We start from the raw sequence: 25594 nt of genomic DNA, 5'->3' as shown, positions 1-25594 counted from the left end.
CTCGCTCACCAGGTCAACAGCAACCGCTCCGAGACCCGCTCCCCCTCCACGCTTCGCCCGCGGAGCTGGAAGCGCCTGAGGCGGGAGCGGTCGAGTTCGACCGCCACCGCGCGATCGAACAGCCCGTCCGGCAGATCGACGGGCAACGTCTCCCCCCGTTTGGCCCCGTCCAGACTGAGCGCGACGAACACGCCGGCCGATTTCAACCGTGCGATCTCCTCGAACAAATCGGCCAGCCGAAAGGCCTGCGCGCCGTAAAGGATCGCCTGGGCGTGACTGTAGGGCGGATCGCAATAGACGAGGTCGCCCGGCCGCGCGTCAGCCACCGTGTCGCGAAAATCGGCGCAGCGGAATCGCGTTCCCTCCGTGCGCCGCGCCCACTCCGCGACCCGGCGCGCGAACTTGTCCGGATGCAACAAGCGGTGCGGCCCGCAGGGCGTGCTCATCGCGCCGTCCTTCTTGCGGAACCGCACGACGCCGCCGTAGCAGGCGCGCACCAGATAGAGCAGGTCCGGCCCGTTGGGATCGGCGTTGAACCGCGCGCGCATCCGCTCGTAGACGGCTTTCGGATCGCCCTCCTGGGCGGCGGCCCATCGCTCGCGATACCAGCCGACGAGGCCGTCCGGATCCGCCGCCAGCTTCTCCCAGATCCCCATTAACGGTCCGTAGGCGTCGCCGGCGACCGCGCACGGCGGCGCGAGCGTCCCCAGCACGCCGCCGGCGCCCAGGAAGGGCTCGAAATAGGTCCCGAAGCGCGCCGGAAAATGCCGGGCGATCAGCGGCGCGGTGCGCTGCTTGCTGCCGATCCATTTCAGAAGCGGCATATTGAAGGGCGCGATCGCCGCGCGGGGATCGGGAACCGACTGAGGCATGTCGGCGCGCATCGTCGCGCGATTCATCGGCGGCGTCGAGCGGCCGTCGATCGGGCCGCGCGCCTTGCAATCGGGCCGCGCGCCCCTTTTTAGGGGAGGGACAGTATGGAGGACGGACCGAATCATGAGCATCAAACGATTAGCCGGCGCGCTGGCGCTGAGCGCCGCGGCCTTGGCTTCGTTTTCGGCGGCGGCGGACGACGCGCGCGACGGGGCCGCGCTGTTCGGCGACATCGAGGAGCGCGCGCTGCGCTACGAATTCCGCGTGGAGGGCGAGCGCGTGGGAATCGGCGAAGGCCGGATAACCCGCACGGCGCCGGAGACTTGGCGCGTCGAAATTTCGTACGACATCAAGGTCGAAGTGCTGGGCGTCGACCTCTACACGCTCGACATGGACGCAACCGAGGTCTATCGCGGCGCGCGGTTGGTCGCACTCAAGAGCCGGGCCGTCGAAAACGGGGACGAGCACGAGATCGACGGCGCCGCCGAGGGCGAGCTATTCCGCTACACCCATAACGGCGAGCCGGGCGAGGTGGCGGCGGACGTCGTGCCCAGCACCCAGTTGTGGCGGCGCGATTTGCTGACGCGCACGCGCGTGCTGCACGTCGTGGAGGGCGAACCCTTCGACCGGTCGACCGAGCGCATCGGAACGCGGACCTTCGAGACGCCTGAGGGCGAGCGGCCGCTGGACGGCGTCCATATCGACACCCCCTACGAGACTGCGGAGCTTTGGTTCGACGAGGAGGGGCTGATGCAGCGCTGCGAGCTTGAGCGTATGGGGGTCACGATGCATATCCGCCGCCTGCGCGACGAGGGCTGAGCGCCGCCGATCCGGACTTGCAAAGCGCCGACGCCTCACGCATTCATGACGCCCGATTCCGCCCCCGCGAATGAGCGTTGAGAGAAGCGAGCGTCATGGCCAAAACCGCCCTGCCCGTCACCCGGGCCGACAATTTCGCCAACTGGTATCAGGAGGTGATCCGCGCCGCCGACATGGCGGAGCATTCCGGCGTGCGCGGCTGCATGGTGATCAAGCCGTGGGGCTACAAGATCTGGGAGCGCATCCAGCAGCTGCTGGACCGTCGCATCCAGGAGACCGGGCACGACAACTGCTACTTCCCGCTCTTCATTCCGCTGTCGCTGATCCAGAAGGAGGCGAGCCACGTCGAGGGCTTCGCCAAGGAGATGGCCGTCGTCACCCATCACCGGCTGGTGATGGAGGACGGACAGCTGAAGCCGGCCGCGCCGTTGGAGGAGCCGCTGGTCGTGCGCCCGACCTCGGAGACCATGATCGGCGAGGCCTTCGCGCGCTGGATCGAGAGCTACCGCGACCTGCCCTTGAAGCTGAACCAGTGGGCCAACGTGGTGCGCTGGGAGATGCGCCCGCGGCTGTTCCTGCGCACCAGCGAGTTCCTCTGGCAGGAGGGCCACACCGCCCACGCCACGGCCGAAGACGCGCTGGACGAGACGCGCACCATGCTGGAGGTCTATCGCGAGGTGGCCGAGGACATGATGCGCATCCCGCTGATCCCGGGTCAAAAATCCGCCGGCGAGCGCTTCCCCGGCGCGGTCGAGACCCACACGATCGAGGCGATGATGCAGGACGGTCGGGCGCTGCAGGCCGGCACGTCGCACTATCTGGGCCAGAACTTCGCCAAGGCCGCCAACATCGCCTTCCAGGATGAAAACGGCCGGCAGCAACTGGTCCACACCACCAGCTGGGGCGTCTCGACCCGTCTCGTCGGCGGGCTGATCATGACGCATGCGGACGACGACGGGCTGCGCCTGCCGCCGGTCATCGCGCCCTATCAGGTCGTCGTGCTGCCGATCATCCGCGACGAGAGCGCGCGCGGCCCGGTGATGGCGGCGTGCGAGCAGTTGGTCGCGCGCCTGAACGATCAGAGCTTCGCCGGCGCGCCCGTGCGCGCCTATCTCGACACCCGCGACGACCACGCCGCGACCAAACGCTGGAACTGGATCAAGAAGGGCGTTCCGTTGATCTGCGAGATCGGCCCCCGCGACATCGAGAAGGGCTCGCTCGCCCTCTACAAGCGCACGCTGGCGCCGAGCGAGAAAAGCTTCCCCGATCAGGGCGAGTTCGTCGCCGCCGTCGCCGATCATTTGAGCGAAATCGACGCCGCCCTGTTCGAGCAGGCCAAGGCCTATCGCGCCCAGAAGATGCGCGACGATCTGACGACCTTCGAGGAGCTGAAGGCCCATTTCGACGGCGAGAACAAGACGGGCTTCGTGCGCGCCAAATGGTCCGGCGCGGCCGGGACCGAGGACAAGCTGGGCGACTTCGGCGTCACCATCCGCTGCATCCCCTACGACCAGAGCGGGACGGCCGGCAAATGCATCGTCACCGGCGAGGACGCCACGACGGACGTGATCCTGGCGAAGGCTTACTGACCCGCCGCTGCGACAGCCCCCCGCGAAAGCGGGGGCCCCTGCGACCCGCGCCAGCGGGCGAGCGCGCCCATGAAGGTCCCCGCTTTCGCGGGGACTCCCAAACGATTGGGGCGCGAACAGGCGGCCTAGAGCCGCTCGAACGCCGCCCCCAGTCGTGCGGCGAGCGCGTCAAGCGCGCGCTCGATTTCAACCAGCGCGGCCTCCGCGGCCGGGGAAAGCGGGCGGTCGCGCTTGGTGATCAGGCCGACCGTGCGGCGCGGCGCGGCGTCGGGCGCCATCTCCAGGAAGATCAGATCGCTCTCGCCCGTCGGCGCGACCAGACGCGGCAGGATGGTGACGCCCAGACCCGCGCGGACAAGCGCCAACGCCGAGGTGACCGTCAACGCCCGCAACGGCGCATCCTCCGACGGCGCACGCGCCGCCGGGATTTCACCGGCCACCGCATGGGTGAGCAGGGTGCGCCCGTCGAGGTCCGCCCATCGCACCGGCCGGTGCAGGTCCGCCAGCGGATCGTCGCAGCGCACGGCCAAGCCGATCGCGTCGCGAAACAGCGGGCGGAAGGCGAGCCCGTCCGCGATCGGGTCGGCCGGATCCGGCGGGCCGGCGATCCCGATCTCCGCCGCCTCCTCCGCCACGTCGGCGGCGACGTTGGCGCTGTCCGTATCGCGCAGCAGGATCTCGACGCGGGGGCGGGCCGCCCGGAACGCGGCGAGCGCGGCCGGCAACGCCTGCTCCGCGACCGACGGCGTGACCGATAGCGACAGCCGCCCCGTCTCGGCGGCCGCGAAGGCGCGGATCGCCTCCGTCGCCCGATCGAACCGATCCAACGCCGCCTCCGCTTCCGCCAGCGCAAGGCGGCCTGTCGGCGTGAGGCGCGTCTTGCGCTCTCCGTCGAACAACGGGCGGCCGATCGCCTCCTCCAATTGCTTTAGGGTCATCGACACGGCCGACGGCGTACGACGCACCGCCGCCGCCGCCCGGCTAACGGAGCCGGACCGCGCGGTCGCGGCGAAAACCCGAAAGGCGTTAAGCGTGACGGCCATAGGGTAGTATTTCAGTTTTTCTGAATTTTTGTAAATATTTTCCGATTTGACTGAACTCAAGTTCAGCCCGCAAGCTCCGGCCCGATTCAAGGTCCAAGAAATTCGGGGGGAACGGCGCGCGATGTCGGAAATCTTTAAGAATTACATCGCCGGCGCCTGGGTCGAGGGCGCGACGAGCGTCGAGAACCTGAACCCCTCCGACCTCAGCGACAGCCTCGGTCGTTTCGCCCAGGCGGACGGCGCGCAAACCCATGACGCGATCGCCGCCGCCCGCGTCGCGCAGGCGCGATGGGCGGCGTCGGGGCTGGAGGATCGCTACGCAGCCCTGACGGCGATCGGCGAAGAGCTGAAAGCCAGGGCCGACGAACTCGGCCGCCAACTCTCGCGCGAGGAGGGCAAGCCGCTGGCCGAGGGCCGCGGGGAAGTCTATCGCGCCGGCCAATTCTTCACCTACTACGCGGCCGAGGCGCTGCGCCAGATCGGCGACGCCGCCGACAGCGTGCGCCCCGGAATCGAGATCGACGTGCGGCGCGAGCCGGTCGGCGTCGTCGCCGTGATCAGCCCCTGGAATTTCCCGATGGCGACCGCGGTCTGGAAGATCGCGCCGGCGCTCGCCTTCGGGAACGCCGTCGTCTGGAAGCCGGCCAATCTGACGCCCGCCAGCGCCTGGGCGCTGGCCGAGATCGTCTCGCGTCAGCCTCAGATTCCGCCGGGCCTGTTCAATCTTGTGATGGGGCCGGGCGGCTCCGTCGGGCAGACGCTGGTCGAGAGTGACGGAATCGACGCGATCAGCTTCACCGGCTCCGTCGAAGTCGGTCGAGGCATCGCTGCCGCGGCGGCCCTCAACCGCACCAAGCTGCAGATGGAGATGGGCTCCAAGAACCCGCTGGTCGTGATGGACGACGCGGACCTGGATCTGGCGGTGCAGGTCGCGGTCGGCGGAGCCTATGGCGGGACGGGCCAGAAGTGCACCGCCTCCTCTCGCCTGATCGTGCATGAAGCGGTCCATGACGCCTTCGTCGAGAAGACGGCCGAGGCGGTGCGCGCGCTGACGGTCGGTCACGCGTTGGCCGAGGGCGTGAAGGTCGGACCCGTGGTGAGCGAAAGCCAGCTCAACACCAATCTCGATTACATCGCGTTGGCCGAGACGGAGGGCGCCGAGCGGATCTGCGGCGGCGAGCGGCTGTCGCTGGAACATGAGGGCTACTATCAGGCCCCGGCGCTGTTCGCGAACACGACCAACGCCATGCGGATCAACCGCGAGGAGATGTTCGCGCCCATCGCCTGCGTCATCAAGGTCGGCTCCTATGAGGAGGCGTTGGCGACGGCCAACGACACGCGCTTCGGCCTGACGGCGGGGATCGTGACGCGCTCGCTGGCGCGGGCGACGCATTTCAAGCGCAACGCACGCAGCGGCTGCGTGATGGTCAACCTGCCGACCGCGGGCACGGACTATCACGTCCCCTTCGGCGGCCGGGGCGACAGCTCCTACGGGCCGCGCGAACAGGGGCGCTATGCCGAGGAGTTCTACACCAGCGTCAAGACCGCCTACATCGCCGCCGGCGCGCCGGAGTGAGCGCCGCCCGCGCACGCCGAAGCTAGGGGAGACAGATGAGCCAGCGCCCGATCCGGATCGATTGTCTGCAGTATGCCAACTGGTCGGAGAAGATCTTCCGTCAGATGCGCAAGGGCGGGGTCGACGCAGTCCACGTGACGATCGCTTATCACGAGCTGTTCCGCGAGACGGTCGCGCGCTTCGAGGAATGGAACGAGCGGTTCGAACGCTGGCCAGAGCTGATCATGCCCGGCTACTGGGCGAGCGACGTCGAAGAGGCGCGGCGCACCGACCGCACGGCGATCTTCTTCGGTTTCCAGAACTGCAGCCCGATCGAGGACGACATCGGCCTGATCGAAATCCTGCATCGGCTGGGCGCGCGCTTCATGCAGCTCAGCTACAACAACCAGTCGCTGCTGGCGACGGGCTGCTACGAGGCGGAGGATCCGGGAATCACACGCATGGGGCGGGAGGTGATCCGCGAGATGAACCGCGTCGGGCTTGTGATCGACATGTCGCATTCGGCCGAGCGGTCGACGTTGGAGGCGATCGACCTCTCGGAACGGCCGATCGCGATCACCCACGCGAACCCCTCCTTCTGGCATCCGGCGCTGCGCAACAAGTCGGACGACGTGCTGCGTCAATTGGGGCGAAGCGGCGGGATGCTGGGCTTCTCGCTTTACCCGCATCACCTGTCCGGGGGCTCCGACTGCCGGCTGCAGGATTTTTGCGACATGATCGCGCGCACGGCGGAACTGATGGGAGTCGAGCGCATCGGCTTCGGCAGCGATCTGGTGCAAGACCAGCCGGATGAGGTGGTCGAGTGGATGCGCTGCGGGCGCTGGACCAAGCGCGTCGATTACGGCGAGGGCTCGAGGGACGCGCCGGGCTTTCCTAAACAACCCGATTGGTTCCGCGACAACCGCGACTGGCCGGGCGTCGAGAAGGGGCTGCGCAAGGCCGGGTTCTCGGAGGAGGACGTCGTCCGGATCATGGGGGGCAACTGGCTCGCCTTCTACGAAAAGAGCTTCAGGCCTGCGACGCGCGCGACCTGAGGAGGGGAGGAAAGACGACCCGTGCGGCGCGATCCGGCGTCGGCGGCGCAAAACGATCCGCCGAGTGCGGCGGGCGAATTCTGGGGAACGGAGGGGATCTCATGTCGGATCAGTCGTTGCGGGAGAAGGCCGACGTCCATCACATCAACGCGCCGCTGTTCATTATGACCGGCGGCTTCATCCTGGCGTTCTGCGCCGTCGCCCTGATTGATCTGGAGCTGCTGAGCGGCTGGGTCGATGCGGCTTTCGGATGGTCGGCCAGGTTTTTCGGCCTGTACTGGCAGCTTCTGCTGCTCGCGACCTTCGTGATCGGGCTTGTGCTGTGCGTCATGCCGGGCGGCAAGGTGAAGCTGGGCGCCGTCGACAAGCCGGAGTTCACGCATTTCCAGTGGGGCAGCATGATCATGTGCACCCTGCTGGCCGGCGGCGGCGTCTTCTGGGCCGCGGGCGAGCCGATGGCGCACTTCCTGTCGCCTCCGCCCGTGTTCGAGGGGATCGAGGCCAAGTCGGCCGAAGCCGCCTACCCCGCGATGGCGCAGAGTTTCATGCACTGGGGCTTCCTGGCCTGGGCGATCCTGGGCGCGCTGACCACCGTCATGCTGATGCACTATCACTATGACAAGGGCCTGCCGCTGGCGCCGCGGACGCTGCTCTACCCCGTATTCGGGGACAAGGCGATCAACGGGCCGATCGGCTGGATCGCAGACGCCGCCTGCATCATCGCGGTCGTGGCCGGGACGGTGGGGCCGATCGGCTTCCTCGGCCTGCAGGTCTCCTACGGGCTGGACGCGCTGTTCGGCGTCCCCGACGGCTTCGCGACGCAGGCGCTGGTCGTGGCGGGTCTGGTGACGCTCTACACGATTTCGGCCGTCACCGGCATTTCGCGGGGCATTCAGTTCCTGAGCCGCGTCAACATCATCCTCGCCTTCTTCCTGCTGGCCTTCATGCTGATCGCGGGGCCGACCGCCTTCATCATCGAGGTCTTCTTCGGCGGGCTCGCCACCTATGTCGGGAACTTCGCGGAGATGGCGCTTTACCGCGGGGAGGCCGGACTGTTCGGCTCGCCCGGCTGGCTCGGCTGGTGGACCGTCTTCTTCTGGGGCTGGTTCCTGGGCTACGGGCCGCTGATGGCGATGTTCATCGCGCGGGTCTCGCGCGGGCGCTCCACCCGGGCGATCGTCATCATGCTGGCGATCGTGGCGCCGATCGTGACCAACTTCTGGTTCTCGATCGTCGGCGGGTCGGGCATCGCGTTCGAACTGCAGAACGCCGGCGTCATCGCCAACGCCTTCGAAGGCTTCAACCTGCCGGCCGCGCTGCTGGCCATCACCCAGAACCTGCCGCTCGGCTTCCTGGTCTCGGTGCTGTTCCTGATCCTGACGACGATCTTCGTGGCGACGACCGGGGACTCGATGACCTATGTGATCTCGGTCGCGATGTCGAACGAGGACCGCTCCTCGACCCCGGTTCGGGTGTTCTGGGGCGTGGCCATGGGCGCGATGGCGCTGATCCTGATCTCGCTCGGCTCCGGCGGCGTCTCGAAGCTGCAAAGCTTCATCGTCGTGACTGCCGTCCCGGTGTCTCTGATCCTGCTGCCCAGCCTGTGGGACACGGTGCGCATCGTCCTGCAATTGGGCCGCGAGCGCAAAGCGGCGCTCGCCGATGCGGCGGCCGAATAACGCGCAGCCGGCCGCCGGCGGAGGGGGCGACAGTCCGCCCCTTCCGCCGGCGACCGTTTCGCATAAACTGGACGCATGGCGGACCCTCAAACGTCCCGCCGGCCGGAGATGCAGCGCATGACCACAGACCGCGTACAGTCCGATCGCCCCGACGCGTCCCCGACCGCGCCGATGCGCGCGCCGGATCAGGTGATGCGTCTGGCCCGCTTGGGCGCGTTTCATCAGACGCGACTGAGCTTCATGCGCGCCCTCTTGCGCCGGATCAAACGCGACGGCTGGCGCCTCGACCGACCGGTCTGGCGCATCGACGGGACCGGCGTCGGCGTCGCGGTCTATCGGGCGCAAACGGATACGGGCCGAACCTATTCCCTTGTCTGCTTCAGCCACGACCTTGATCCCAGCCTGCGTTCCGACCGGGTGATCGCCGAGGCCTGGGACGCGACCTTCACGCTGGTCGACGGCGCGCCGAACGAAGCCGACCTCAAGCGGCTCGCCGCCAACGTGCCGAAACAGGAGGCCGGGCGCGTCAGCGAGCAAGAGCTGGTGCTGAGCCGCGCCAACCGCTCTGTCCGCCTGTTCGACCACGTCGTCGCCCGCCTTGCCGAAGGCCGCCAGCCCGAACGCGCGGAAATCGAGGCCGTGGGCTATCTGATGCGCACGACCGCCGTCTACGGCAACGGCAAGTTCGGCTTGGCCGATCGGGAGCGTACGGCGGATCGGGAGGAGCTTTCCGGCCCCTTCCGCGCCGAGATGCTGGCGGTCTGGCTGATCCGCGCCTTCACCTGCGATCTGGCGGAGCATCTGGCCCGCGCGCGGGGCGGCGAGCGCGCGGTCGCCCTCGACCCGGCGCTGCGGCGCCGGTTGGGGGTCGGCAACTCCACCGGCCTCGGCATGGCGCCGTTTCTGGTGACTCACCCCTTGCTGCTGCATCGCTGGATCGCGGCGAAGGAGACGGCGCTCGCCCGCGTGCGCGCATTGTCCGACGCCGACGCGGCGGCGGCCGACGCTTTCCGCAGCATGCTGGACCGCGCGCGTCTCGGCGTCGACCAGTGGACGACCGACGACGCCCGTCAGCAGGCGCGGATCGGCGGCCTGCGCGCGGATCTCGCCCGTCTCGCCGAGGAGATCGAGACGGGCGCGCTGGCGCGCGCGCATCCGTGGGATGCGCTCATCCGCTGGAGCGAAGAGGCGCTGAGCCTCGAGGGTCAGGAACTGCTCGCGAGCCTTGTGATCGAGCCGCACGGCGAATTGGTCGACGATCTGACGCGGGAAATGGCGGCGGACGAAGAAAGCGTCTTCCGGATCGACGGACGACAAAGCGCCGGGACGCTGCGCAGACTGATCGAAACGCATTACGCCTGGGCGCTGGATCCCGACTACGACGATCCGGGCGCCTGCGCGCATTTTTGGTACGTCTCCGAGGAGAAGCTCGAACCGCGGCTGGGTCGCCGGCTGGAGGAGGACGGGGCGGCGCTCGAACAGCCGCTCGCCGTCGGCCGCGACGTGGCGGCGGCCTATCGCGCGCTGCAAACGGCGCCCCAGGACGCGCCCGTCGGCCAGTTCCTGATCGACCGCCCGGAACATCGCCACGCCGTGCGCCGGGTGCAGATCGCCGCCCGCCACGCCTACGCCGAAATCCGCGACAACCTGATCGGGGAGGAACTGCTGCCGATCGACCTGCTTCGCTGCAAGCTGAGCTTTTTCGGCGCGACGCGCTTCGACCCGCGGTCCGACCGCTGGGTGCGCATCACCATGTTTCAGGACGCGCCCTTTCCGCACGAGATCGCAGATCTGCCCGCCGACGATTGGGCCTACCCGCCGCGCCTGTGAAGGAGGGCCTGTTCAATGCCCCGCGCGTCCCTCAACGAGGTGGAGGCGCTGGCCCGCAAGGCCGCGCGCGGCGCCGGCATGAGCTGGGGCTTGGCCGAAGAGACCGGCAAGGCGGTTCGCTGGCTCGCCCTCTACGGTCTGCCCAGTCTGGCGCCGCTTGTCGATCTGTTGGCGGCCCAGGACGGCGCGGACTACGCTGATCTGCGGCCGATCGAGACGCTTGAAGGCGACGGCCGCGCCGTCTGGCGGGCGTCCGGCGGCGCGCTCTGCCCGATCGCTGCGGGCGCGGCTCTTGCGGACCTCGCAGCGCCGATCGCGGAGGGGCGCGAAACGCTGCTGGTCCAGCTGCGCGAACCGGTGCTGCTGCTGCCGTTCGTCGCCCGCGCCGCACGGTATGAGGGCGAGGCCTTCGCGGTGGAGGCGGCCGGCGTGCACGCCGCGCTAGGCCCGGGCGGACCGGCGCCTTTCGACGCCGCCCTGGCCGCCGCGCGCGGACCCGTCGACGTCACGGTCCACGCCGAGGCCGAAGCGCCTGCGCCGCAGCCGGAACCCGGCGTCGGCGGCGTCGCGGCGCCGGGGGACCTCTGGCGGCGCGCGGACGCGTTCGCGCACCGCACCTACGTGCCGGCCAGCGAGGCGTCACGCCTGTCCGGCGCCGGCGCGGGGACGTCGGACAACGACTGAGCGCCCCTCGCTTCGTGTCACATCGGCAGCCGGATGCGCGCGCGCAGGCCGCCGTGGGGGCTGTCCTCCAGCACCAAGTCGCCGCCGTGAACGCGCGCGACGTCGAGCGAGATGGAAAGGCCGAGACCCGTGCCGCCCGTCTCCGGATTGCGCGAACGGTCGAGACGGTAGAAGGGACGGAAAGCGTCCTCTCGCTGATCGGCCGGGATTCCGGGGCCGTCGTCGTCGACGGTGATTTCGATCGATTCGCCGCGCTTGCCCGCCCGGAGCCAGACGGTCTGTCCGTATCGACAGGCGTTCGCCACCAGATTGTCGACGCAGCGCCTGAGGGCGTTCGGCTTCACCCAGGCGACGACGCGCCCCTCCACGTGGCAGTCGACCGCGACGCCGCCCGACTTCCATTTATGCGCCACGTCCTGAACCAACTCCGAGAGCTCGGTCTCGACAGACCGCTCCCCGCCCTCGCCGCGCGCGAAGGTGAGATAGCCGTCGATCATCTTCTCCATCTCGAGGACGTTGGCCTTCAGCTCCGTGATCTCGGGGTTCTCGCCCAGCATGGCGAGTTGCAGGCGCATGCGCGTGAGGGGCGTGCGCAGATCGTGGCTGACGCCTGAGAGCATGTCGGTGCGCTGGCGCAGCTGACGGCGAATCCGTTCCGCCATGATGTTGAAGGCGGTCGCGGCCTGGCGCACCTCCAGCGAGCCTTCGAGCTTGTGCTGCTCCTCCATCTCCCGCCCCTTGCCGAAGCGATCGGCCGCCGTGGCCAGACGGCGTAGGGGGCGCACCTGATTGCGCATGAAGATCGAGGCGACCGCGAACAGGATCAGCGAGGTGCCCACCATCCACAAGATGAAGATGTAGGTGGTGGACGAGAAGAGCCGGCTGCCCGGGACGACCGCCGTCAGCACCGCGTCGGCCATCTGAACGTCGATCACCACGCGCTCGTCGAATTGGGAGCTGTCGATGCGGTAGGGGCGCTTGACCCGTTCGTCCAGCGCTTTGGCCAGCAACCCGTCGATGAAGCCGTAATCGGCCGGCTGCTCGCGGTTCGGCAGGATCTCGCCCGGTTCAAGGGTCAGATGCAACTCCATCGAGCGGCCGGCGTCCTCGAAGATGCGCGCGGCGTCCTCCGGCTGACGCCGCAATTGCTGCATGACGTTCGCGATGTCGCCTGCGACCGAGGAGGCGAGGCGCCAGGTAATGGTGTCCCAGTGCCGATCGTAAAAGATATAGGCCGACACCACCTGCAGCAGAATCAGCGGACTGACGATGATCAGCAGGGAGCGGCCGAGCAACGTCTTCGGCAGAAAGCGTTTTACGAAGGCGCGCGCGTTCATCCCGTCGCCGCCTCGTCTCAATCAGGGCGCAGCACGTAGCCGCGCCCGCGCACCGTCTGGATGTACTGAGGCAACTTCGGATCGGGCTCGATCTTTCGGCGGAGACGGTTGACCTGGACGTCCACAGTTCGGTCGCCGCCGTCGATCTCGCACAGGCGGGTCAGCTCCTCTCGGCTCATGATCCGTCCCGGCTCGCCGGCCAGCGCCCGCAACAGCGCGGTCTCCGTCGTCGTCAAACGAACGGGCGTCTCGCCTTGCAGCAGCAATTCGCGGTTCAAGTCGAAAAGAAAGCCGCCAAGACTGACGAGGTTGGGCCGCGCGGGCGTGTCCGGCGGCGGCGTGCGGCGCAGGATGGCGTTCATGCGCAGCACCAGTTCGCGCGGCTCGAAGGGTTTGGGCAGATAGTCGTCGGCGCCGGCCTCCAAGCCTTCGATCCGACTGCCGCTGTCGCCCATCGCGGTCAGCATCAGGATCGGCACGCCGCCCTCTTTGCGCAGCGTGCGGGCGAGGTCGAGGCCGCTCTCCCCCGGCATCATGATGTCCAGCACCAGCAGGTCGAAGGACAGAGCCGCCATGCGCCGGCGCGCGTCGGCGCTGTCCTGCGCGGTGGTCACTCGAAAGCCCTCCCGCGTCAGATAGCCCTTGAGCAGGTCGCGCAGACGCGTGTCGTCGTCGACGACCAGCACATGCACGTCCGCGCCGTCCGCACCCGTCATGGAAGAAAGCATCCGTCGTAAAGTGCGATCATGACGCCACTATAGACCGGGCCGTCCGTCGGGGCGATAGAGCGAGAGGCCCTCAGCGTCGGCCGGCGCGACCGGGGGGAATATCGTTGTTGCGATCGAACTTCTGCCGATCCTGCTGGTCGGTCATGATGCCGAGCATGACTTTGCGGAAGCCCTCGACCGCTTCGGCGCCGGCTTCGCGATAGGCCCGCGCGATGCGCCGGCGTTGGTTCTCAGTCAGCGCCTGCTCCAACTCCCGGCCGCGTTCCGTGAGTTCGAGCAACCGTTGGCGACGGTCGGAGGCGCCCGGGCTCTGCCGGATGTAGCCTTCCTGGACGAGTTGTCCCAGCACGCGGCTCAGACTCTGCTTGGTGATCTGAAGAATCTCGAGAAGCGCCGAGACGTGGAGGCCGGGATAGCGGCCGACGAAATAGATCACCCGATGATGAGCGCGCCCCAGTCCCCGTTCGGCCAGCATCTCGTCCGGCTCGGCGATGAAGTCGCGGTAGGCGTAGAACAGCATTTCGATGCCCTGACGCAATTCCTCTTCGCGCAGGAACAACGGGTTCGCCCCGGCCTTACCGACCGGCTTCGGCGTCGCCGCGCCCAATCGAACGCCGGCCGCTTCGCTCCGCGTCGCGGACTCGCGGCGATCTTCGGGACGGTCATCATCGAATTTTTGGTCAGTCATGTTGACTTATATGCCTCAGGATGTTACGTCACGCAAGATTAGGACGTAATAGATCGTGGCGAAAGCGCGGCGTAATTGGTAATAAAATTACACGCTTTTCGCAGAAGATCGGAAAATCAACAAGATGGCGGCCACGCCCCAAGGCGGACCCGCCGCGCAAAATGAGCGGAGCGGACCCATGGCCCTGATGCCCTTCGATGATCGCGACGGCTGGATCTGGCTGAACGGCGAAATGACGCCGTGGCGCGAGGCCCAGACGCATGTCTTGTCCCACGCGCTGCACTACGCGTCGGCGGTCTTTGAGGGCGAGCGGGTCTATGGCGGCGAGATCTTCAAGCTGACCGAACACACGGAACGGCTGATCGAAAGCGGGCGGATTCTCGATTTCGAGGTTCCCTATTCGGTCGCCGAGATCGACGAGGCCTGCCGGGCCGTGGTCGAGCGCAACGGCATCGACGACGGCTACGTCCGCCCGATCGCCTGGCGCGGCTCGGAGATGATGGGCGTCTCGGCCCAGAAGACGAAGATCAACGTCGCCATCGCGGCCTGGGAGTGGCCGGCCTATTTCTCGCCGGAGGCGCGGATGCGCGGGCTCAAGATGCGGCTGTCCGATTGGCGCCGCCCGGCGCCGAACACGGCCCCGACGAAATCAAAGGCCGCCGGTCTCTACATGATCTGCACGCTCTCCAAGCACAAGGCGGAGGCCGAGGGCTATCACGACGCGCTGATGCTGGACTGGCGCGGCTATGTGGCTGAGGCGACCGGCGCCAACATCTTCTTCCTAATGGCCGACGGCAAGCTGCACACCCCGACGCCGGATTGCTTCCTCGACGGCATCACGCGCCGCACGGTGATCGACCTCGCAAAACGCCGCGGCTACGAGGTGGTGGAGCGCCATATCGCGCCCGAGGAGATGGCCGACGCGCGCGAAGCCTTCCTGACCGGCACCGCGGTCGAGGTGACGCCGATCGCCTCGATCGGCGACTACAGCTTCGAGCCGGGGACGGCCTGCCGCACCCTGATGGACGACTACGACCGCGAGGTCCGCCGCGCCTCCAAGGAGGCGGCGCTCATCTCGGGATCGGCGGCGTAAAAAGGGTCGGCGGGGCGGCGACGGGGCGTCTACAGGGCGTCTCGAGGCGCGGCGCGCGGAGCGATCCTCGACGCCGCAGCCGACCCGTCCGGACAGTCGCAGGCGCAACGGCGGGCCGCCCCGCTCACGCCCCCGCGAGCTGAAACCCGATGGCGCGGCTGACGGCCTGGTACAGCTCGCCGGCCGTGATCGGCTTGTGCAGCACCATGGTGGCGCCGGCCTGGGCGACGACGTCGAGAACGAAATCGTCCGACTCGCCCGTCAGCAGCAGGACCGGCGTCTCCGGCGCGAGCTTGGTCTTGTTGCGCCGAACGGCCGCAGTGAAGGCCATGCCGTCCATGCCCTCCATGTGGAGATCGCAGATGACGAGGTCGGGCGTCTCAATCTCGCGATCGGCGAGCTTCGCGACCGCCTCGCGGCCGTCGCCGGCCTCGCTGACGCGGGTCACGCCGATCTGACGCAGCAATTGGCGCACAATCAGGCGCATGGTGCGCTGGTCGTCGATCACCAACACGGACAGATCTCGATGCAGTGGCGCGTTCATCCCTGATCCTCTCCCGGCGCGGCTGCGCTTCGACAGCGCGCCGATCCCCGTCCAAACGCCCGCTCCCAATTCACCTAAAGACTACAGGGAGACTACGATGACGGGAAGATCAATTGCTTAAAATACTCGCGATGTTTGTCTCAAGCCGCGCGCATAGCGTGCTACCGCAACAGCTCCAGGCGACGGTTCAGACGTCGCGCTTCAGGAAGGCGCCCGCGTCGGTGAAACCTTCGCGGGCGTAGAAGGCGCGGGTGCGGCCCCATTCGGGACCGGCCGGGATGTTCACCTCGATCAGCGACCAGCCGCGGGCGCGGCCGATGCGGATCGCCTCCTGAACCAGCCGGTCCCCGACGCCGGCGGAGCGCGCGTCGGGGACGACGTAGAGCTCCATGATGATCCCGAAGCGGCCCTGAGCGTAGAGCGCCACCGCCTCGTTCAGCGTCATGACGCCGACCGGCCGGCGGTTCTCGTCGAATGCGAGCAGCGCCTGAAAGCGGCCGTCCTCGCTCAACAGCTCGGCGCACACGCGCTGGATGTCTTCGCCGGAGATCGGCGCCCGCCAATCCGACATCTCGCGCAGCAGACGGTCGACCATGATGGCGACCAAGTCGGCGTCGTTTTCGCCGGCGATCTGGATGGTCAGCCCTTCAAGCGCAGCCGCCTCGCGCATCGTCAGCCTTTCTCCGCCCAGCGGGCGGCGGCGGCGTCGTCGCTGTCGCGCGCCTCGACCCAACGTTCCGCGCCGGCCCCGGTCTCCTCGACTTTCCAGAACGGGGCCTTGGTTTTCAGCCAATCGATCAGGAAATGGCAGGCCTCGAAGGCCGCCTCGCGGTGGGGGCTTGCAGTCGCGACCAGCACGATGCGCTCGCCCGGCGTCATTCGCCCGTAGCGATGGACGATCAGCGAGGCCTCCAACGGCCAGCGTCGATGCGCCTCCGCCTCGATCTCCTCCAGCTGGCGTTCCGTCATACCTGGATAATGTTCGAGGGTCAGCGCGCCCACGTCGCTCATCTGGCCGGCGACGTCGTTCATGTCGCGCACCAGCCCGACGAAGCTGCAGACGCCGCCCACCTTGGGATTGCCGGCGGAAAGGGCCTCGATCTCTCGTCCCGGATCGAAATCCTCGCGCTGCACCTTGACCGTCATGGCGCCTCAGCCCCCCGTAACCGGCGGGAAGAAGGCGACCTCGTCGCCGCGCTTCACCGGATGATCCAGATCGGCGTACTCCTGATTGACCGCCAGCTTGATCGCGCCCAGGTCCTGAAAGGCCTGCTCGTAGCCGGGTCCGCGCTCCTTCAACCAGGCGACCAGGGCGCGGACGTCCGCGACATCCGCCGGCGGGTCGACGCTTTCCTCGCCGACGCCGATCTTTTGCCTAAGCCAAGCGAAATACAGCACTTTCATCGCAACACCTCGGAAAAGGACAGGAAGGCGGCGGCCTCTCCCGCCTCTACATGGGTGCGGTCCTCGGCCAGTTCCACGAACCCGTCGGCCCCGACCAGCGAGGACAGCATCCCGGCCCCGCCGCGCCCATGCTTGCAGGCGACCGGCAGCGCGCCGTCGGAGGCCCCCGCGCCGCCTGGATCCTCAGCCAGGCGCACCCGAACATATTCACGCCGCCCCGGCTTCTTCTTGTAGGCGAAGTCGAGCCGCACGGGAAAGCGCCGCGGCTCGGCCGCGGTCTCGCCCTGCAGAATCTGCAGCAGCGGGCGGGCCAGCGCGATGAAGGTGGTCAAGGCCGCCACCGGGTTGCCCGGCAGACCGACCACCGGCGTCCAGCCGTCACGACCGTCCGGCAGCAGGCCCATGCCGACCGGGCGGCCCGGCTTGATCGCGATGCGCCAGAAGGCGAGACGGCCGAGCCGCTCAAGCCCCGCGCGGACGTGATCCTCCTCGCCCATCGACATGCCGCCGGTGGAGAGGACGGCGTCGGCCCGTTGCGCCGCCTCGCGCATCGCAGCCTCGATCCCCTCGCGCCGGTCGTGCAGCACTCCGAGGTCCAGCACCTCCGCCCCCAGCGCTTGCAGAGCCGCGCCGATGGTGAATCGATTGCTGTCGTAGAGTGCGCCCGCCGGCAGATCGCCGCCTGGCTCCGCCACCTCGTCGCCGGTGGAGAACAAGGCCACGGTGAGCGGCCGGAAGACCCTGACCTCCGCTCGACCGCACGCGGCCAGCATGCCGACGTCGGGGGGCGTCAGGCGCTTGCCGGCGCGCAGCACGACCGCGCCCTCGGCCACGTCCTCGCCGGCGTCGCGCCGATTCGAGCCGCGCTTGAGACCCGGGGCGAGCGCAACGCGATCGCCGTCCAGTCGACAGTCCTCCAGCATCATGACCGTATCGGGCCCCGGTCCGCCGTCGGCCCCGGCGGGCATGGGCGCGCCGGTGAATATCTGCACCGCCTCGCCGCGCCGCTGCGGGCGGCCCAACGGATGGCCCGCGGCGACGCGCCCGCCGACCGGCAGGACGGTCTCCGTCTCGGCTGACAAATCGTCGGCGTAGACCGCATAGCCGTCGACCGCGGAGTTATCGTAAGGCGGCACCGGGGCGGGCGCCGCAACGTCCTCGGCGAGCACCCGTCCGAGCGCGGCGGCGGTGGCCGCCGTCTCAACCGGCGCAATCGGACCGACCGATCGCTTGAGGCGCGCCAACGCTTCGGCCGTCTCGATCAGCGGGCCGTCGAAGGCGAAGCAGTCGTCAGTGAGTTGGGCCATGCCCTTTCCCTCAGCCCTCGGCGATCCAGGCCTGGACGAAATCCGCGACCGCCTCGACATCGTTCAGCGGCAAGCGCGGGACGGAGATATCCGGCAGGTCGGCGTCGCTCGCCACCGCAACGACCTTCGGATCGTCGGCGGCCAGCAGCGGCGTGCCGTTCGCCGGTCGATGGACCTCCAGCTTCGGATGGTCGCCGTGCTTCCAGCCTTCGACAAGCACAAGATCGACCGATGCGAGCTTGGACAACAGGTCGTCCAGCGACGGCTCCGGCGCGCCGCGATGTTCGTGCATCAGCGCCCATCGGTTGGCGGAACTGACGAGAACCTCCGATGCGCCAGCCTGGCGGTGCTCATAGGAATCCTTTCCCGGCCGATCCACATCGAAGGCGTGATGCGCGTGCTTCACGGTTGAGACGGATATCCCGCGCGCGGTCAAGGCCGGGATCAGTCTGACCGTCAGCGTCGTCTTGCCGCTACCGCTATAGCCCGCGACGCCGAGAACCTTCATCGCGTTCCCTCCCCGTCGCCGGTCATGTGCCGCAAGCCGGCGCGCAGATAATCGAAGCCGGTGACGATCGTCAGGATCGCGGCCGCCCAAACCAGACCCTCGCCGATCAACTGCGAGGGGATCAGGTCCGGCGAGGCGGGTCCCACGATCAGGAAGCCGAAGGCGAGCATCTGCATCGTCGTCTTCCACTTCGCAAGGCTCGAGACCGGCATGCCGACGCGCACTTCGGCCAGGAACTCGCGCAGGCCGGAGACGGTGATCTCGCGCAGCAGGATCACGACGCCCGGCAGGATCGCGAGGCCGGGCAGTCCGCCGACGGCCGCCAACATCCCGATGATCGCCGCGATCAGAAGCTTGTCCGCAATCGGGTCGAGGAAGCGTCCCAACGGCGAGACCATGTTCATCGAGCGCGCCACATACCCGTCAAAGAAGTCGGTCACGCAGGCGAAGGCGTAGAGGCCGAAAGCCGTCCAGCGCGCCCAATCCTGATCGAAGAAAAAGAACAGGCCGACGATCGGCGCGATCACCGCGATGCGCGACAGGGTCAGGATGTTGGCGAGGTTGAACAGCATGGCGGGCGCGCACTCGCTTCGGATGAGAGGAGAACGACCGTCCGCGCGGCGGTTCCCCGCCCCGTTGGCCGCGTCATCCGATATGTACTAGCCGGGCGGCGGCTCTGCAATCGAGCGAGCGCGGGTCAGACGCTTGGCGCGGCGATCACGTCCTCGAACCTCTCATCGACGCCGAACCCGATGTCGATCAGCTCGCGCCGCACGACCTGCGCGCCGAGCAACATGCCCTGCCTCAGTCCCGGCTCGGCCCGGCCGATCTCGCAATCGCTGAACAGGATGAAGCCGTCGACCGTCGGGTCGTCCGAGGCCAAGGGCAAGCCGAGGCATTCGATCCGCCGGGACCGCCCGTCGCTATAGCGCTGATCGATCTCGGCGCGGAAGCCGCACGGCGTGTCGATCACCATGTTCATGGCGCGACGCGCTTGCTCTACACGCTCAGGCGGCACGAAGTCGTAATAGTTGCGCCCCACGGGGTTCATGCCGATGCGCGCCTTCATCTCCTCGCCGGCCAGGCGGTACAGGCACTTGTCCGGCTTGCTCACCGCGCTCAGCACCATATGCTCCATGACCGGGCCGAGGCGCGGCAGGTCTAGGCCGTTTTTGCGGGGAATCGCGCCGGTCTCCGCCCCGCGCCAGGCGAGGTAGGCGCGCACGAGGCGTCGCGAGGCCTCGCTGCGGCAGTACGGCTCCGCCTCGTCCAGCGGATAGACCGCAGCCGGCTTCATCCGAACCCAACCGCTCATAGGATCCATCACCTGCACAACCCGAAGGGGTGAGCCTAACCGGCGGTGCGCCGCTGCGAAAGACGAAAGCGCCTCCTCGCTCTTGCGTTCAACCGTTCGGATGAAAATGATCGTAGATCTTGCGCGCGACGGTCTCGGAGACGCCCTCCACACGGCGTAGATCGGCGAGGCCGGCGCGGCCCACCGCTTTGGCCGAGCCGAAATGCAGCAGCAGCGCCTTTTTGCGCTTGGCGCCGATCCCCGGCACGTCGTCGAGCGGTGAATCGCTCACCGCCTTGGCCCGCCGGGCGCGGTGGGAGCCGATGGCGAAGCGATGCGCCTCGTCGCGCAGTCGCTGGATGAAATAGAGCACCGGATCGCGCGGCGGCAGCAGGATCGGCTCGTCGCGCCCGGGCAATATCAAGCGCTCGCGACCGGCTTCGCGCTCCGGTCCTTTGGCGACGGCCAGGACCGGCACCTCCGCGTCGAGGCCGAGTTCCGCCAGCACGCTCATCACCGAGGAGAGCTGCCCTTTGCCGCCGTCGACGAGCACGAGGTCGGGCCATTTGCCGCTCTCCCGATCCGGGTCCTCCTTCAACGCTCGCCCGAAGCGGCGCTCGAAGACCTCCCGCATCATGGCGTAATCGTCGGCGGATTGCGGCGCGCCGTCGCGTTCGGCGGCGCGCGCGGCCTCCTCGCGCCCGACGCCCCGACCCGCGCTGGGGCCGCGGATGTTGAACTTGCGGTACTCCTTTTTCTCGAGCCCGTCGACGCCGGCGACGATCATGGCGCCCACCGGCTTGGCGCCGGCGGTGTGGCTGTTGTCGTAGACCTCCACCCGTTCGACGCCGGCCCCGATCCCGGCGAGCTCGGCCAGCCCGTCCAGGAGCTTGCGCTGGCTGGCGCTTTCGGCGAGGCGACGCTCCAGCGCCTCGCGGGCGTTGGTCTCGGCGACCTCGACCACCTTGCGCCGAGAGCCCCGGCGACCCACGGCGATCTCCACCTTGCGCCCGGCCTTCAGGGCCAGAGCCTCTTCCAGCAGCGCGCGTTCGGCCGGCTCCTGATTGAGCAGCACCAGCTTCGGCGGCGGCCGGTTCTCGTAGAACTGACCGAGGAAGGCGGCGAGCAGCGCGTCGGGCTCCATCTTCTGGTCGTGGCTCGGAAAATAGGCGCGGTTGCCGTTGTTCCGACCCGCGCGATAGAAAAAGGCCTGAATGCAGGTCTGACCGCCCGCCTGGTGCAGCGCCACGACGTCGGCGTCCGATATGCCTTCGACATTCACATCCTGCTGCGACTGGACGTGCGCCATCGCGCGGATGCGGTCGCGCAACAGCGCCGCGCGTTCGAAATCCATCGCCTCCGAGGCGGTCTGCATGTCCTCGACCAGCGCGTCGTGGATCTCCTTGCCGCGGCCGGACAGGAAGGCCTTCGCCTGCTCGACCGTCTCGGCGTAGGACTCCCGCGAAATGCGCCCGACGCAGGGGGCGGAGCAGCGCTTGATCTGATATTGCAGGCAGGGCCGGGTGCGATTCGAGAAAACGGAATCGGAGCAGTTCCGCAGCAGGAACGCCCGTTGCAGCATGTTGATCGCGCGATTGACCGCGCCCGCCGAGGCGAAGGGGCCGAAATACTCCCCCGGTTCGCGCCGCGCGCCGCGGTGCTTGAGGAGCTGCGGATAGTCGTGATCGGTCCGGATCCAGATGTCCGGGAAGGTCTTGTCGTCGCGCAGCAATACGTTGTAGCGCGGCGCGAGGCGCTTGATCAGGTTGTTCTCCAGCAACAGCGCCTCGACCTCGCTGCCGGTGGAGACGAACTCCATCGAGGCGGTCTCGGCCACCATGCGCTGAAGGCGAATCGGGAGCCGTTCCGGCCGGGTGTAGGACGCAACGCGCTTCTTCAGGCTGGACGCCTTACCGACGTAAAGCGGCTCGTCCTTAGCGTTCTGCATGCGATAGACGCCGGGTCCGCTCCCCAGCCGGTCGAGATAGCCGCGGATCACCGCGACGCCGTTCTCCAAACGCGAGCCGGCCTCCGGCGCCGCCGAAGCGGTCCGTCCCATGTTCGAGGGTCCCGGGTCGCTCTCGCGACCTGCGCCTTTTCCCGCCTTTCCGCTCATGCCGCTTTCGCCTCAACTTTACCTGAAAATCTCGATACCGGGGCGTCGAACAGATATCCACGATTCCTGTGGATAAGCTTGGGGGAAAGCGCGAGCGCATCACCTGCACGCCCGGATTCCCTAGGGGTCATACGACTTTGCCCAAATTTTGGGCAGCATATTCTAACGCGTTGTTTTTAAAAATATTTTTGTATGTCAATTCTGTTTCTCGCAAGATTTGCGGCTTTGCGAAAATTGCTTCGGCTGCCGAATTTGCCAGTTTTTTCGCTTGTGCAAAACTTCCCGGATCGCCGCCGTTCGGTCAGAAATTTCGCGCCGACTCAGGCCTTTAGCGCCGCATTCCCCAATTTCAAGATTGAACCGTCGCAAGCGCGGCGGACGCTCCTATTCGGGAACATGCACGCCATGGGCGTCTTGGCGCCAGCCCAAATGCTCGCCCCCGTCGAGCGCCAGCATCTGGCCGGTGACCGCGCGCGCCCGCGTCAAATACAGCACCGCCTCGGCGATCTCGCTCGGCTGCGTCTGGCGGGCGAGCGGCACGGCCCGCCACTGCGCCTCGAAATCCTCCGGGCTTTGGCGCGGCCCCTGTAAGGTCGGCCCCGGCCCGACGGCGTTGACGCGGATGCGCGGCGCAAGCGCCAACGCCATCTGGCGCGTCGCCGTCCACAGCGCCGTCTTTGAGGCGGTGTAGGCAGGAAAGAACGGCGTCAAGTTCCAGACCCGCTGATCGATCAGGTTGACGACCGCCCCGCCGAAGCGCTCGGGCAACAGGTCGGCGAACGCCTGGGTCAACAAAAGCGGCGCGCGGAAATTCACCGCCATATGGGCGTCGATCTCGGCCGCGTCCATCGTCCGCCAATCCGGCCCTTCGAAGATCGCCGCGCTGTTGACCAGCAGACCTATTTCGCCCAGCGCCTGCATCGCCGTCGGCAGCAGGCGCGCGACCGAGCCCGCATCCGCGAGATCGCCCTGGATCGCCGCCGCCTTCGGCGCGCCCGCCGCACGCAGCTCGGCGCAGGCGGCCTCGGCCTCCTCCTGCGATTCGTGATAATGGACCGCGATCGACCAGCCGTCGCCCGCCAGCGCGTCGCAAATCGCCCGGCCGATGCGCTTGCCGCCGCCGGTCACCAGCGCGGTCTTCGGGATCTCCAGATCTCGGGGCATGGCAAGGCTCATCGGCCGCGACCCTTTCCGCCCGCCTTGCGGCCCTTGCCGCCCTTGGCGCCGCGCCGCCCCTTGGGCACCGCGTCGGGGGTCTTCGAGATCAGCTGCGCCGCGATGTCCGCGTCGAGCGGCGCCTGGTGCGCCGGCATCTCCAGATCGTAGCTCTCCAGCCGCTTGATCTCGTCGCGCATGCGCGCCGCCGTCTCGAACTCCAGATCCGCGGCCGCCTGGCGCATCCGGTTTTCCAGGTCGCGAATGTAGGTCTTAAGGTCGACGCCGACGAGGTTCGACTGCGCGTCGTCGCCGGTCTCGACGGTGACCCGGTCGCGCTCGTAGACGCTCTCCAGGATGTTGCCGATCGACTTGCGCACGCTTTCCGGCGTGATGCCGTGCTCCTCGTTGTAGGCCTGCTGCTTCTCGCGACGGCGATTGGTCTCGTCGATCGCGTATTGCAGGCTGTCGGTCATCCGATCGGCGTACAGGATCACCCGACCGTCGACATTTCGGGCCGCGCGCCCGATCGTCTGCACAAGCGAGGTGCGCGAGCGCAGATACCCTTCCTTGTCCGCGTCCAGGATCGCGACCAGCGAACATTCGGGGATGTCCAGCCCTTCGCGCAGCAGGTTGATGCCGACCAGGATGTCGAAGGCGCCGAGGCGCAGATCGCGGATGATCTCGATCCGCTCCAACGTATCCACGTCGGAGTGCAGATAACGAACCTTCAAGCCCGCCTCGCCCATATATTCCGTCAGATCCTCGGCCATCCGCTTGGTGAGCGTGGTGACGAGGACGCGCTGATTCTTCTCGACGCGCTTGCGGCATTCGTCCAGCAGGTCGTCGACCTGATGCTCCGTCGGGCGGATGTCGCAGACCGGATCGATCAGGCCGGTGGGGCGGACCACCTGTTCGACGATCACGCCGCCGGTGCGCTCCAGCTCCCAGGGACCAGGGGTCGCCGAGACGTAGATCGTCTGCGGGCGCATCGCGTCCCATTCCTCGAACTTCAGCGGCCGGTTGTCCACGCAGGACGGCAGACGGAAGCCGTATTCGGCCAGCGTCGACTTGCGCGCGTAGTCGCCGCGGAACATGCCGCCGATCTGCGGGACGGTGACGTGGCTCTCGTCCACCACGAGAAGCGCGTCGTCCGGCAGATACTCGAACAGGGTCGGCGGCGGCTCCCCCGGATTGCGACCGGTCAGATAGCGCGAATAGTTCTCGATCCCGGCGCAGGAGCCGGTGGCCTCCAGCATCTCCAGATCGAAGGTGGTGCGCTGATCGATGCGCTGGGCCTCCAACAGCCGCCCGGCCCCCTCGAACTCGGCGAGGCGCTGCTTGAGCTCCACCTTGATCTTGCCGGCCGCCTGTTTGAGCGTCGGTTTGGGCGTGACGTAGTGGGAGTTGGCGTAAATCCGCGCCTCCTCCAGCGCGCCCCGCTTTTCGCCGGTCAGCGGATCGAACTCGTGGATGGCGTCGACCTCGTCGCCGAAAAAACTGAATCGCCAGGCGGTGTCCTCGTAGTGCGCCGGGAAGACTTCGACCACGTCGCCGCGCACGCGAAAGGTCCCGCGGATGAAGTTGTTGTCGTTGCGCTTGTACTGCAGCTCGACCAGCGCGCGCATGAAGTCGCGCACGTCGAAGCTGGCGCCGACCTTCACCGGCACCACCATGTTCGAATAGGTCTCGGGCGAGCCGATGCCGTAGATGCAGGAGACCGAGGCGACGATGATCACGTCCTCGCGCTCGAACAGCGCGCGGGTCGCGCTGTGGCGCATGCGGTCGATCTGCTCGTTGATGGAGCTCTCCTTCTCCACGAAGGTGTCGGTCCGGGGCACGTAGGCTTCGGGCTGATAATAGTCGTAGTATGAGACGAAATACTCCACCGCGTTGTCGGGGAAGAAGCTCTTCATCTCGCCGTAGAGCTGGGCGGCCAGCGTCTTGTTCGGGGCCAGGATCAGCGTCGGGCGCTGCACCTCCTGGATGGTGTGGGCGATGGTGAAGGTCTTGCCCGAGCCGGTGACGCCGAGGAGCACCTGATCGCGCTCCTGCGCGCGCACGCCCGCCACCAACTCCTCGATCGCCTTCGGCTGATCGCCGGCAGGAGCGTAATCGGACTGGATCTTGAACTCGTGACCGCCTTCGGACAGCGGCCGATCCACCGCCTTCGACAGCTTCACGGCCCGGCCTTCGGGCATCGGCGGTTTGAGATCGATTTCTGCTTGAACCATGCCCGCTATATAGCGCCCGCGGCCGGACGGGAACAGGGGGCATGGGGAGGCGGCGTCCC

Annotated in this window: 24 protein-coding genes; 8 read left to right on the top strand and 16 right to left on the bottom strand. The window is 67.7% G+C overall.

All coding sequences use genetic code 11. From position 1 onward, the window contains the following. Positions 1–5: 5 nt before the first annotated feature. The gene (locus RIB45_RS04665; RefSeq protein ID WP_350049059.1) at positions 6–884 is read right to left on the bottom strand and encodes a DNA adenine methylase; all 879 of its coding nucleotides are present in this window, start codon (positions 882–884) and stop codon (positions 6–8) included. Between the two features lie 112 nt (positions 885–996). Here RIB45_RS04665 and RIB45_RS04660 point away from each other — a divergent pair, with 112 nt between their 5' ends. After that, a complete protein-coding gene (locus RIB45_RS04660; RefSeq protein ID WP_350049058.1) occupies positions 997–1692 on the top strand; it encodes a DUF6134 family protein in 696 nt (231 codons plus the stop codon). A 95-nt stretch (positions 1693–1787) separates the two neighbouring features. Then, a complete protein-coding gene (gene proS / locus RIB45_RS04655; RefSeq protein ID WP_350049057.1) occupies positions 1788–3281 on the top strand; it encodes a proline--tRNA ligase in 1494 nt (497 codons plus the stop codon). 125 nt (positions 3282–3406) lie between these two features. Here proS and RIB45_RS04650 read toward each other — a convergent pair whose 3' ends face one another. After that, the gene (locus RIB45_RS04650) at positions 3407–4324 is read right to left on the bottom strand and encodes a LysR family transcriptional regulator (protein ID WP_350049056.1); all 918 of its coding nucleotides are present in this window, start codon (positions 4322–4324) and stop codon (positions 3407–3409) included. Positions 4325–4445: 121 nt separating this feature from the next. Between RIB45_RS04650 and RIB45_RS04645 the strand changes: the two genes are divergently transcribed. The 5 genes from RIB45_RS04645 to RIB45_RS04625 all read left to right on the top strand — a co-directional run bounded on the left by RIB45_RS04645 (position 4446) and on the right by RIB45_RS04625 (position 11127). Further along, positions 4446–5900 (top strand): aldehyde dehydrogenase family protein, encoded by a 1455-nt coding sequence (locus tag RIB45_RS04645; protein ID WP_350049055.1) that lies wholly within the window; start codon positions 4446–4448, stop codon positions 5898–5900. 35 nt (positions 5901–5935) lie between these two features. Continuing rightward, entirely contained in the window at positions 5936–6934 is a 999-nt protein-coding gene (locus RIB45_RS04640; RefSeq protein ID WP_350049054.1) for a membrane dipeptidase, read from the top strand. Positions 6935–7035: 101 nt separating this feature from the next. After that, the gene (locus RIB45_RS04635) at positions 7036–8613 is read left to right on the top strand and encodes a BCCT family transporter (protein WP_350049053.1); all 1578 of its coding nucleotides are present in this window, start codon (positions 7036–7038) and stop codon (positions 8611–8613) included. A gap of 117 nt (positions 8614–8730) precedes the next feature. Further along, the gene (locus RIB45_RS04630) at positions 8731–10443 is read left to right on the top strand and encodes a hypothetical protein (protein WP_350049052.1); all 1713 of its coding nucleotides are present in this window, start codon (positions 8731–8733) and stop codon (positions 10441–10443) included. Between the two features lie 15 nt (positions 10444–10458). Continuing rightward, positions 10459–11127, top strand: a complete 669-nt coding sequence (locus tag RIB45_RS04625; RefSeq protein WP_350049051.1) for a DUF3726 domain-containing protein — start codon at positions 10459–10461, stop codon at positions 11125–11127. Positions 11128–11144: 17 nt separating this feature from the next. On the opposite strand, the gene RIB45_RS04620 is transcribed toward RIB45_RS04625, so the two are convergent. From RIB45_RS04620 to RIB45_RS04610, 3 genes are all read right to left on the bottom strand, one after another. Further along, complete coding sequence (locus RIB45_RS04620; RefSeq protein WP_350049050.1) at positions 11145–12464, bottom strand: ATP-binding protein; 1320 nt, start codon at positions 12462–12464, stop codon at positions 11145–11147. A gap of 17 nt (positions 12465–12481) precedes the next feature. Beyond that, the gene (locus RIB45_RS04615; protein WP_350049049.1) at positions 12482–13180 is read right to left on the bottom strand and encodes a response regulator; all 699 of its coding nucleotides are present in this window, start codon (positions 13178–13180) and stop codon (positions 12482–12484) included. 82 nt (positions 13181–13262) lie between these two features. After that, the gene (locus tag RIB45_RS04610; RefSeq protein WP_350049092.1) at positions 13263–13712 is read right to left on the bottom strand and encodes a MarR family winged helix-turn-helix transcriptional regulator; all 450 of its coding nucleotides are present in this window, start codon (positions 13710–13712) and stop codon (positions 13263–13265) included. A 346-nt stretch (positions 13713–14058) separates the two neighbouring features. Between RIB45_RS04610 and RIB45_RS04605 the strand changes: the two genes are divergently transcribed. After that, positions 14059–14973 (top strand): branched-chain amino acid aminotransferase, encoded by a 915-nt coding sequence (locus RIB45_RS04605; RefSeq protein WP_350049048.1) that lies wholly within the window; start codon positions 14059–14061, stop codon positions 14971–14973. A 124-nt stretch (positions 14974–15097) separates the two neighbouring features. Here the strand turns inward: RIB45_RS04605 and RIB45_RS04600 are convergent, their stop codons facing one another. From RIB45_RS04600 to uvrB, 11 genes are all read right to left on the bottom strand, one after another. After that, positions 15098–15517, bottom strand: a complete 420-nt coding sequence (locus RIB45_RS04600; protein ID WP_350049047.1) for a response regulator — start codon at positions 15515–15517, stop codon at positions 15098–15100. 187 nt (positions 15518–15704) lie between these two features. Next, the gene (locus tag RIB45_RS04595) at positions 15705–16187 is read right to left on the bottom strand and encodes a GNAT family N-acetyltransferase (RefSeq protein WP_350049046.1); all 483 of its coding nucleotides are present in this window, start codon (positions 16185–16187) and stop codon (positions 15705–15707) included. Between the two features lie 2 nt (positions 16188–16189). Beyond that, positions 16190–16663: a molybdenum cofactor biosynthesis protein MoaE gene (locus tag RIB45_RS04590; RefSeq protein WP_350049045.1), complete on the bottom strand. Its 474-nt coding sequence runs from the start codon at positions 16661–16663 to the stop codon at positions 16190–16192. A 6-nt stretch (positions 16664–16669) separates the two neighbouring features. Beyond that, positions 16670–16921: a molybdopterin converting factor subunit 1 gene (moaD, locus tag RIB45_RS04585; RefSeq protein WP_350049044.1), complete on the bottom strand. Its 252-nt coding sequence runs from the start codon at positions 16919–16921 to the stop codon at positions 16670–16672. Continuing rightward, positions 16918–18228, bottom strand: coding sequence for a molybdopterin molybdotransferase MoeA (locus RIB45_RS04580; RefSeq protein ID WP_350049043.1), 1311 nt, complete (start codon positions 18226–18228; stop codon positions 16918–16920). The genes moaD and RIB45_RS04580 overlap by 4 nt, the downstream gene beginning before the upstream one ends. A gap of 10 nt (positions 18229–18238) precedes the next feature. Next, positions 18239–18736: a molybdopterin-guanine dinucleotide biosynthesis protein B gene (gene mobB, locus RIB45_RS04575; protein ID WP_350049042.1), complete on the bottom strand. Its 498-nt coding sequence runs from the start codon at positions 18734–18736 to the stop codon at positions 18239–18241. Beyond that, positions 18733–19308 (bottom strand): CDP-diacylglycerol--glycerol-3-phosphate 3-phosphatidyltransferase, encoded by a 576-nt coding sequence (gene pgsA, locus RIB45_RS04570; RefSeq protein WP_350049041.1) that lies wholly within the window; start codon positions 19306–19308, stop codon positions 18733–18735. The genes mobB and pgsA overlap by 4 nt, the downstream gene beginning before the upstream one ends. Before the next feature lie 125 nt (positions 19309–19433). Continuing rightward, positions 19434–20051 carry a PAS domain-containing protein gene (locus RIB45_RS04565; RefSeq protein WP_350049040.1) on the bottom strand — a complete coding sequence of 206 codons (618 nt, stop codon included), beginning with the start codon at positions 20049–20051 and terminating at the stop codon, positions 19434–19436. An 88-nt stretch (positions 20052–20139) separates the two neighbouring features. Further along, positions 20140–22089 carry an excinuclease ABC subunit UvrC gene (uvrC, locus tag RIB45_RS04560; RefSeq protein ID WP_502882549.1) on the bottom strand — a complete coding sequence of 650 codons (1950 nt, stop codon included), beginning with the start codon at positions 22087–22089 and terminating at the stop codon, positions 20140–20142. A 441-nt stretch (positions 22090–22530) separates the two neighbouring features. Then, positions 22531–23310 (bottom strand): SDR family oxidoreductase, encoded by a 780-nt coding sequence (locus RIB45_RS04555; protein WP_350049039.1) that lies wholly within the window; start codon positions 23308–23310, stop codon positions 22531–22533. An 8-nt stretch (positions 23311–23318) separates the two neighbouring features. Further along, positions 23319–25535 carry an excinuclease ABC subunit UvrB gene (uvrB, locus tag RIB45_RS04550; protein ID WP_502882548.1) on the bottom strand — a complete coding sequence of 739 codons (2217 nt, stop codon included), beginning with the start codon at positions 25533–25535 and terminating at the stop codon, positions 23319–23321. Between the last annotated feature and the right edge of the window lie 59 nt (positions 25536–25594).

It is taken from the genome of Marivibrio sp. (genome assembly GCF_040218065.1).
GTDB lineage: Bacteria > Pseudomonadota > Alphaproteobacteria > UBA8366 > Aestuariispiraceae > Marivibrio.
This window is presented reverse-complemented; position numbering and strand designations above follow the sequence as displayed.

Excerpts from the sequence above, each read along its gene's own strand:
- RIB45_RS04665 (WP_350049059.1), bottom strand. The coding sequence starts at position 884 with ATGCGCGCCGACATGCCTCAGTCGGTTCCCGATCCCCGCGCGGCGATC.
- RIB45_RS04660 (WP_350049058.1), top strand. The coding sequence starts at position 997 with ATGAGCATCAAACGATTAGCCGGCGCGCTGGCGCTGAGCGCCGCGGCC.
- proS (WP_350049057.1), top strand. The coding sequence starts at position 1,788 with ATGGCCAAAACCGCCCTGCCCGTCACCCGGGCCGACAATTTCGCCAAC.
- RIB45_RS04650 (WP_350049056.1), bottom strand. The coding sequence starts at position 4,324 with ATGGCCGTCACGCTTAACGCCTTTCGGGTTTTCGCCGCGACCGCGCGG.
- RIB45_RS04645 (WP_350049055.1), top strand. The coding sequence starts at position 4,446 with ATGTCGGAAATCTTTAAGAATTACATCGCCGGCGCCTGGGTCGAGGGC.
- RIB45_RS04640 (WP_350049054.1), top strand. The coding sequence starts at position 5,936 with ATGAGCCAGCGCCCGATCCGGATCGATTGTCTGCAGTATGCCAACTGG.
- RIB45_RS04635 (WP_350049053.1), top strand. The coding sequence starts at position 7,036 with ATGTCGGATCAGTCGTTGCGGGAGAAGGCCGACGTCCATCACATCAAC.
- RIB45_RS04630 (WP_350049052.1), top strand. The coding sequence starts at position 8,731 with ATGACCACAGACCGCGTACAGTCCGATCGCCCCGACGCGTCCCCGACC.
- RIB45_RS04625 (WP_350049051.1), top strand. The coding sequence starts at position 10,459 with ATGCCCCGCGCGTCCCTCAACGAGGTGGAGGCGCTGGCCCGCAAGGCC.
- RIB45_RS04620 (WP_350049050.1), bottom strand. The coding sequence starts at position 12,464 with ATGAACGCGCGCGCCTTCGTAAAACGCTTTCTGCCGAAGACGTTGCTC.
- RIB45_RS04615 (WP_350049049.1), bottom strand. The coding sequence starts at position 13,180 with ATGACGGGTGCGGACGGCGCGGACGTGCATGTGCTGGTCGTCGACGAC.
- RIB45_RS04610 (WP_350049092.1), bottom strand. The coding sequence starts at position 13,712 with ATGCTGTTCTACGCCTACCGCGACTTCATCGCCGAGCCGGACGAGATG.
- RIB45_RS04605 (WP_350049048.1), top strand. The coding sequence starts at position 14,059 with ATGGCCCTGATGCCCTTCGATGATCGCGACGGCTGGATCTGGCTGAAC.
- RIB45_RS04600 (WP_350049047.1), bottom strand. The coding sequence starts at position 15,517 with ATGAACGCGCCACTGCATCGAGATCTGTCCGTGTTGGTGATCGACGAC.
- RIB45_RS04595 (WP_350049046.1), bottom strand. The coding sequence starts at position 16,187 with ATGCGCGAGGCGGCTGCGCTTGAAGGGCTGACCATCCAGATCGCCGGC.
- RIB45_RS04590 (WP_350049045.1), bottom strand. The coding sequence starts at position 16,663 with ATGACGGTCAAGGTGCAGCGCGAGGATTTCGATCCGGGACGAGAGATC.
- moaD (WP_350049044.1), bottom strand. The coding sequence starts at position 16,921 with ATGAAAGTGCTGTATTTCGCTTGGCTTAGGCAAAAGATCGGCGTCGGC.
- RIB45_RS04580 (WP_350049043.1), bottom strand. The coding sequence starts at position 18,228 with ATGGCCCAACTCACTGACGACTGCTTCGCCTTCGACGGCCCGCTGATC.
- mobB (WP_350049042.1), bottom strand. The coding sequence starts at position 18,736 with ATGAAGGTTCTCGGCGTCGCGGGCTATAGCGGTAGCGGCAAGACGACG.
- pgsA (WP_350049041.1), bottom strand. The coding sequence starts at position 19,308 with ATGCTGTTCAACCTCGCCAACATCCTGACCCTGTCGCGCATCGCGGTG.
- RIB45_RS04565 (WP_350049040.1), bottom strand. The coding sequence starts at position 20,051 with ATGAGCGGTTGGGTTCGGATGAAGCCGGCTGCGGTCTATCCGCTGGAC.
- uvrC (WP_502882549.1), bottom strand. The coding sequence starts at position 22,089 with ATGGGACGGACCGCTTCGGCGGCGCCGGAGGCCGGCTCGCGTTTGGAG.
- RIB45_RS04555 (WP_350049039.1), bottom strand. The coding sequence starts at position 23,310 with ATGCCCCGAGATCTGGAGATCCCGAAGACCGCGCTGGTGACCGGCGGC.
- uvrB (WP_502882548.1), bottom strand. The coding sequence starts at position 25,535 with ATGGTTCAAGCAGAAATCGATCTCAAACCGCCGATGCCCGAAGGCCGG.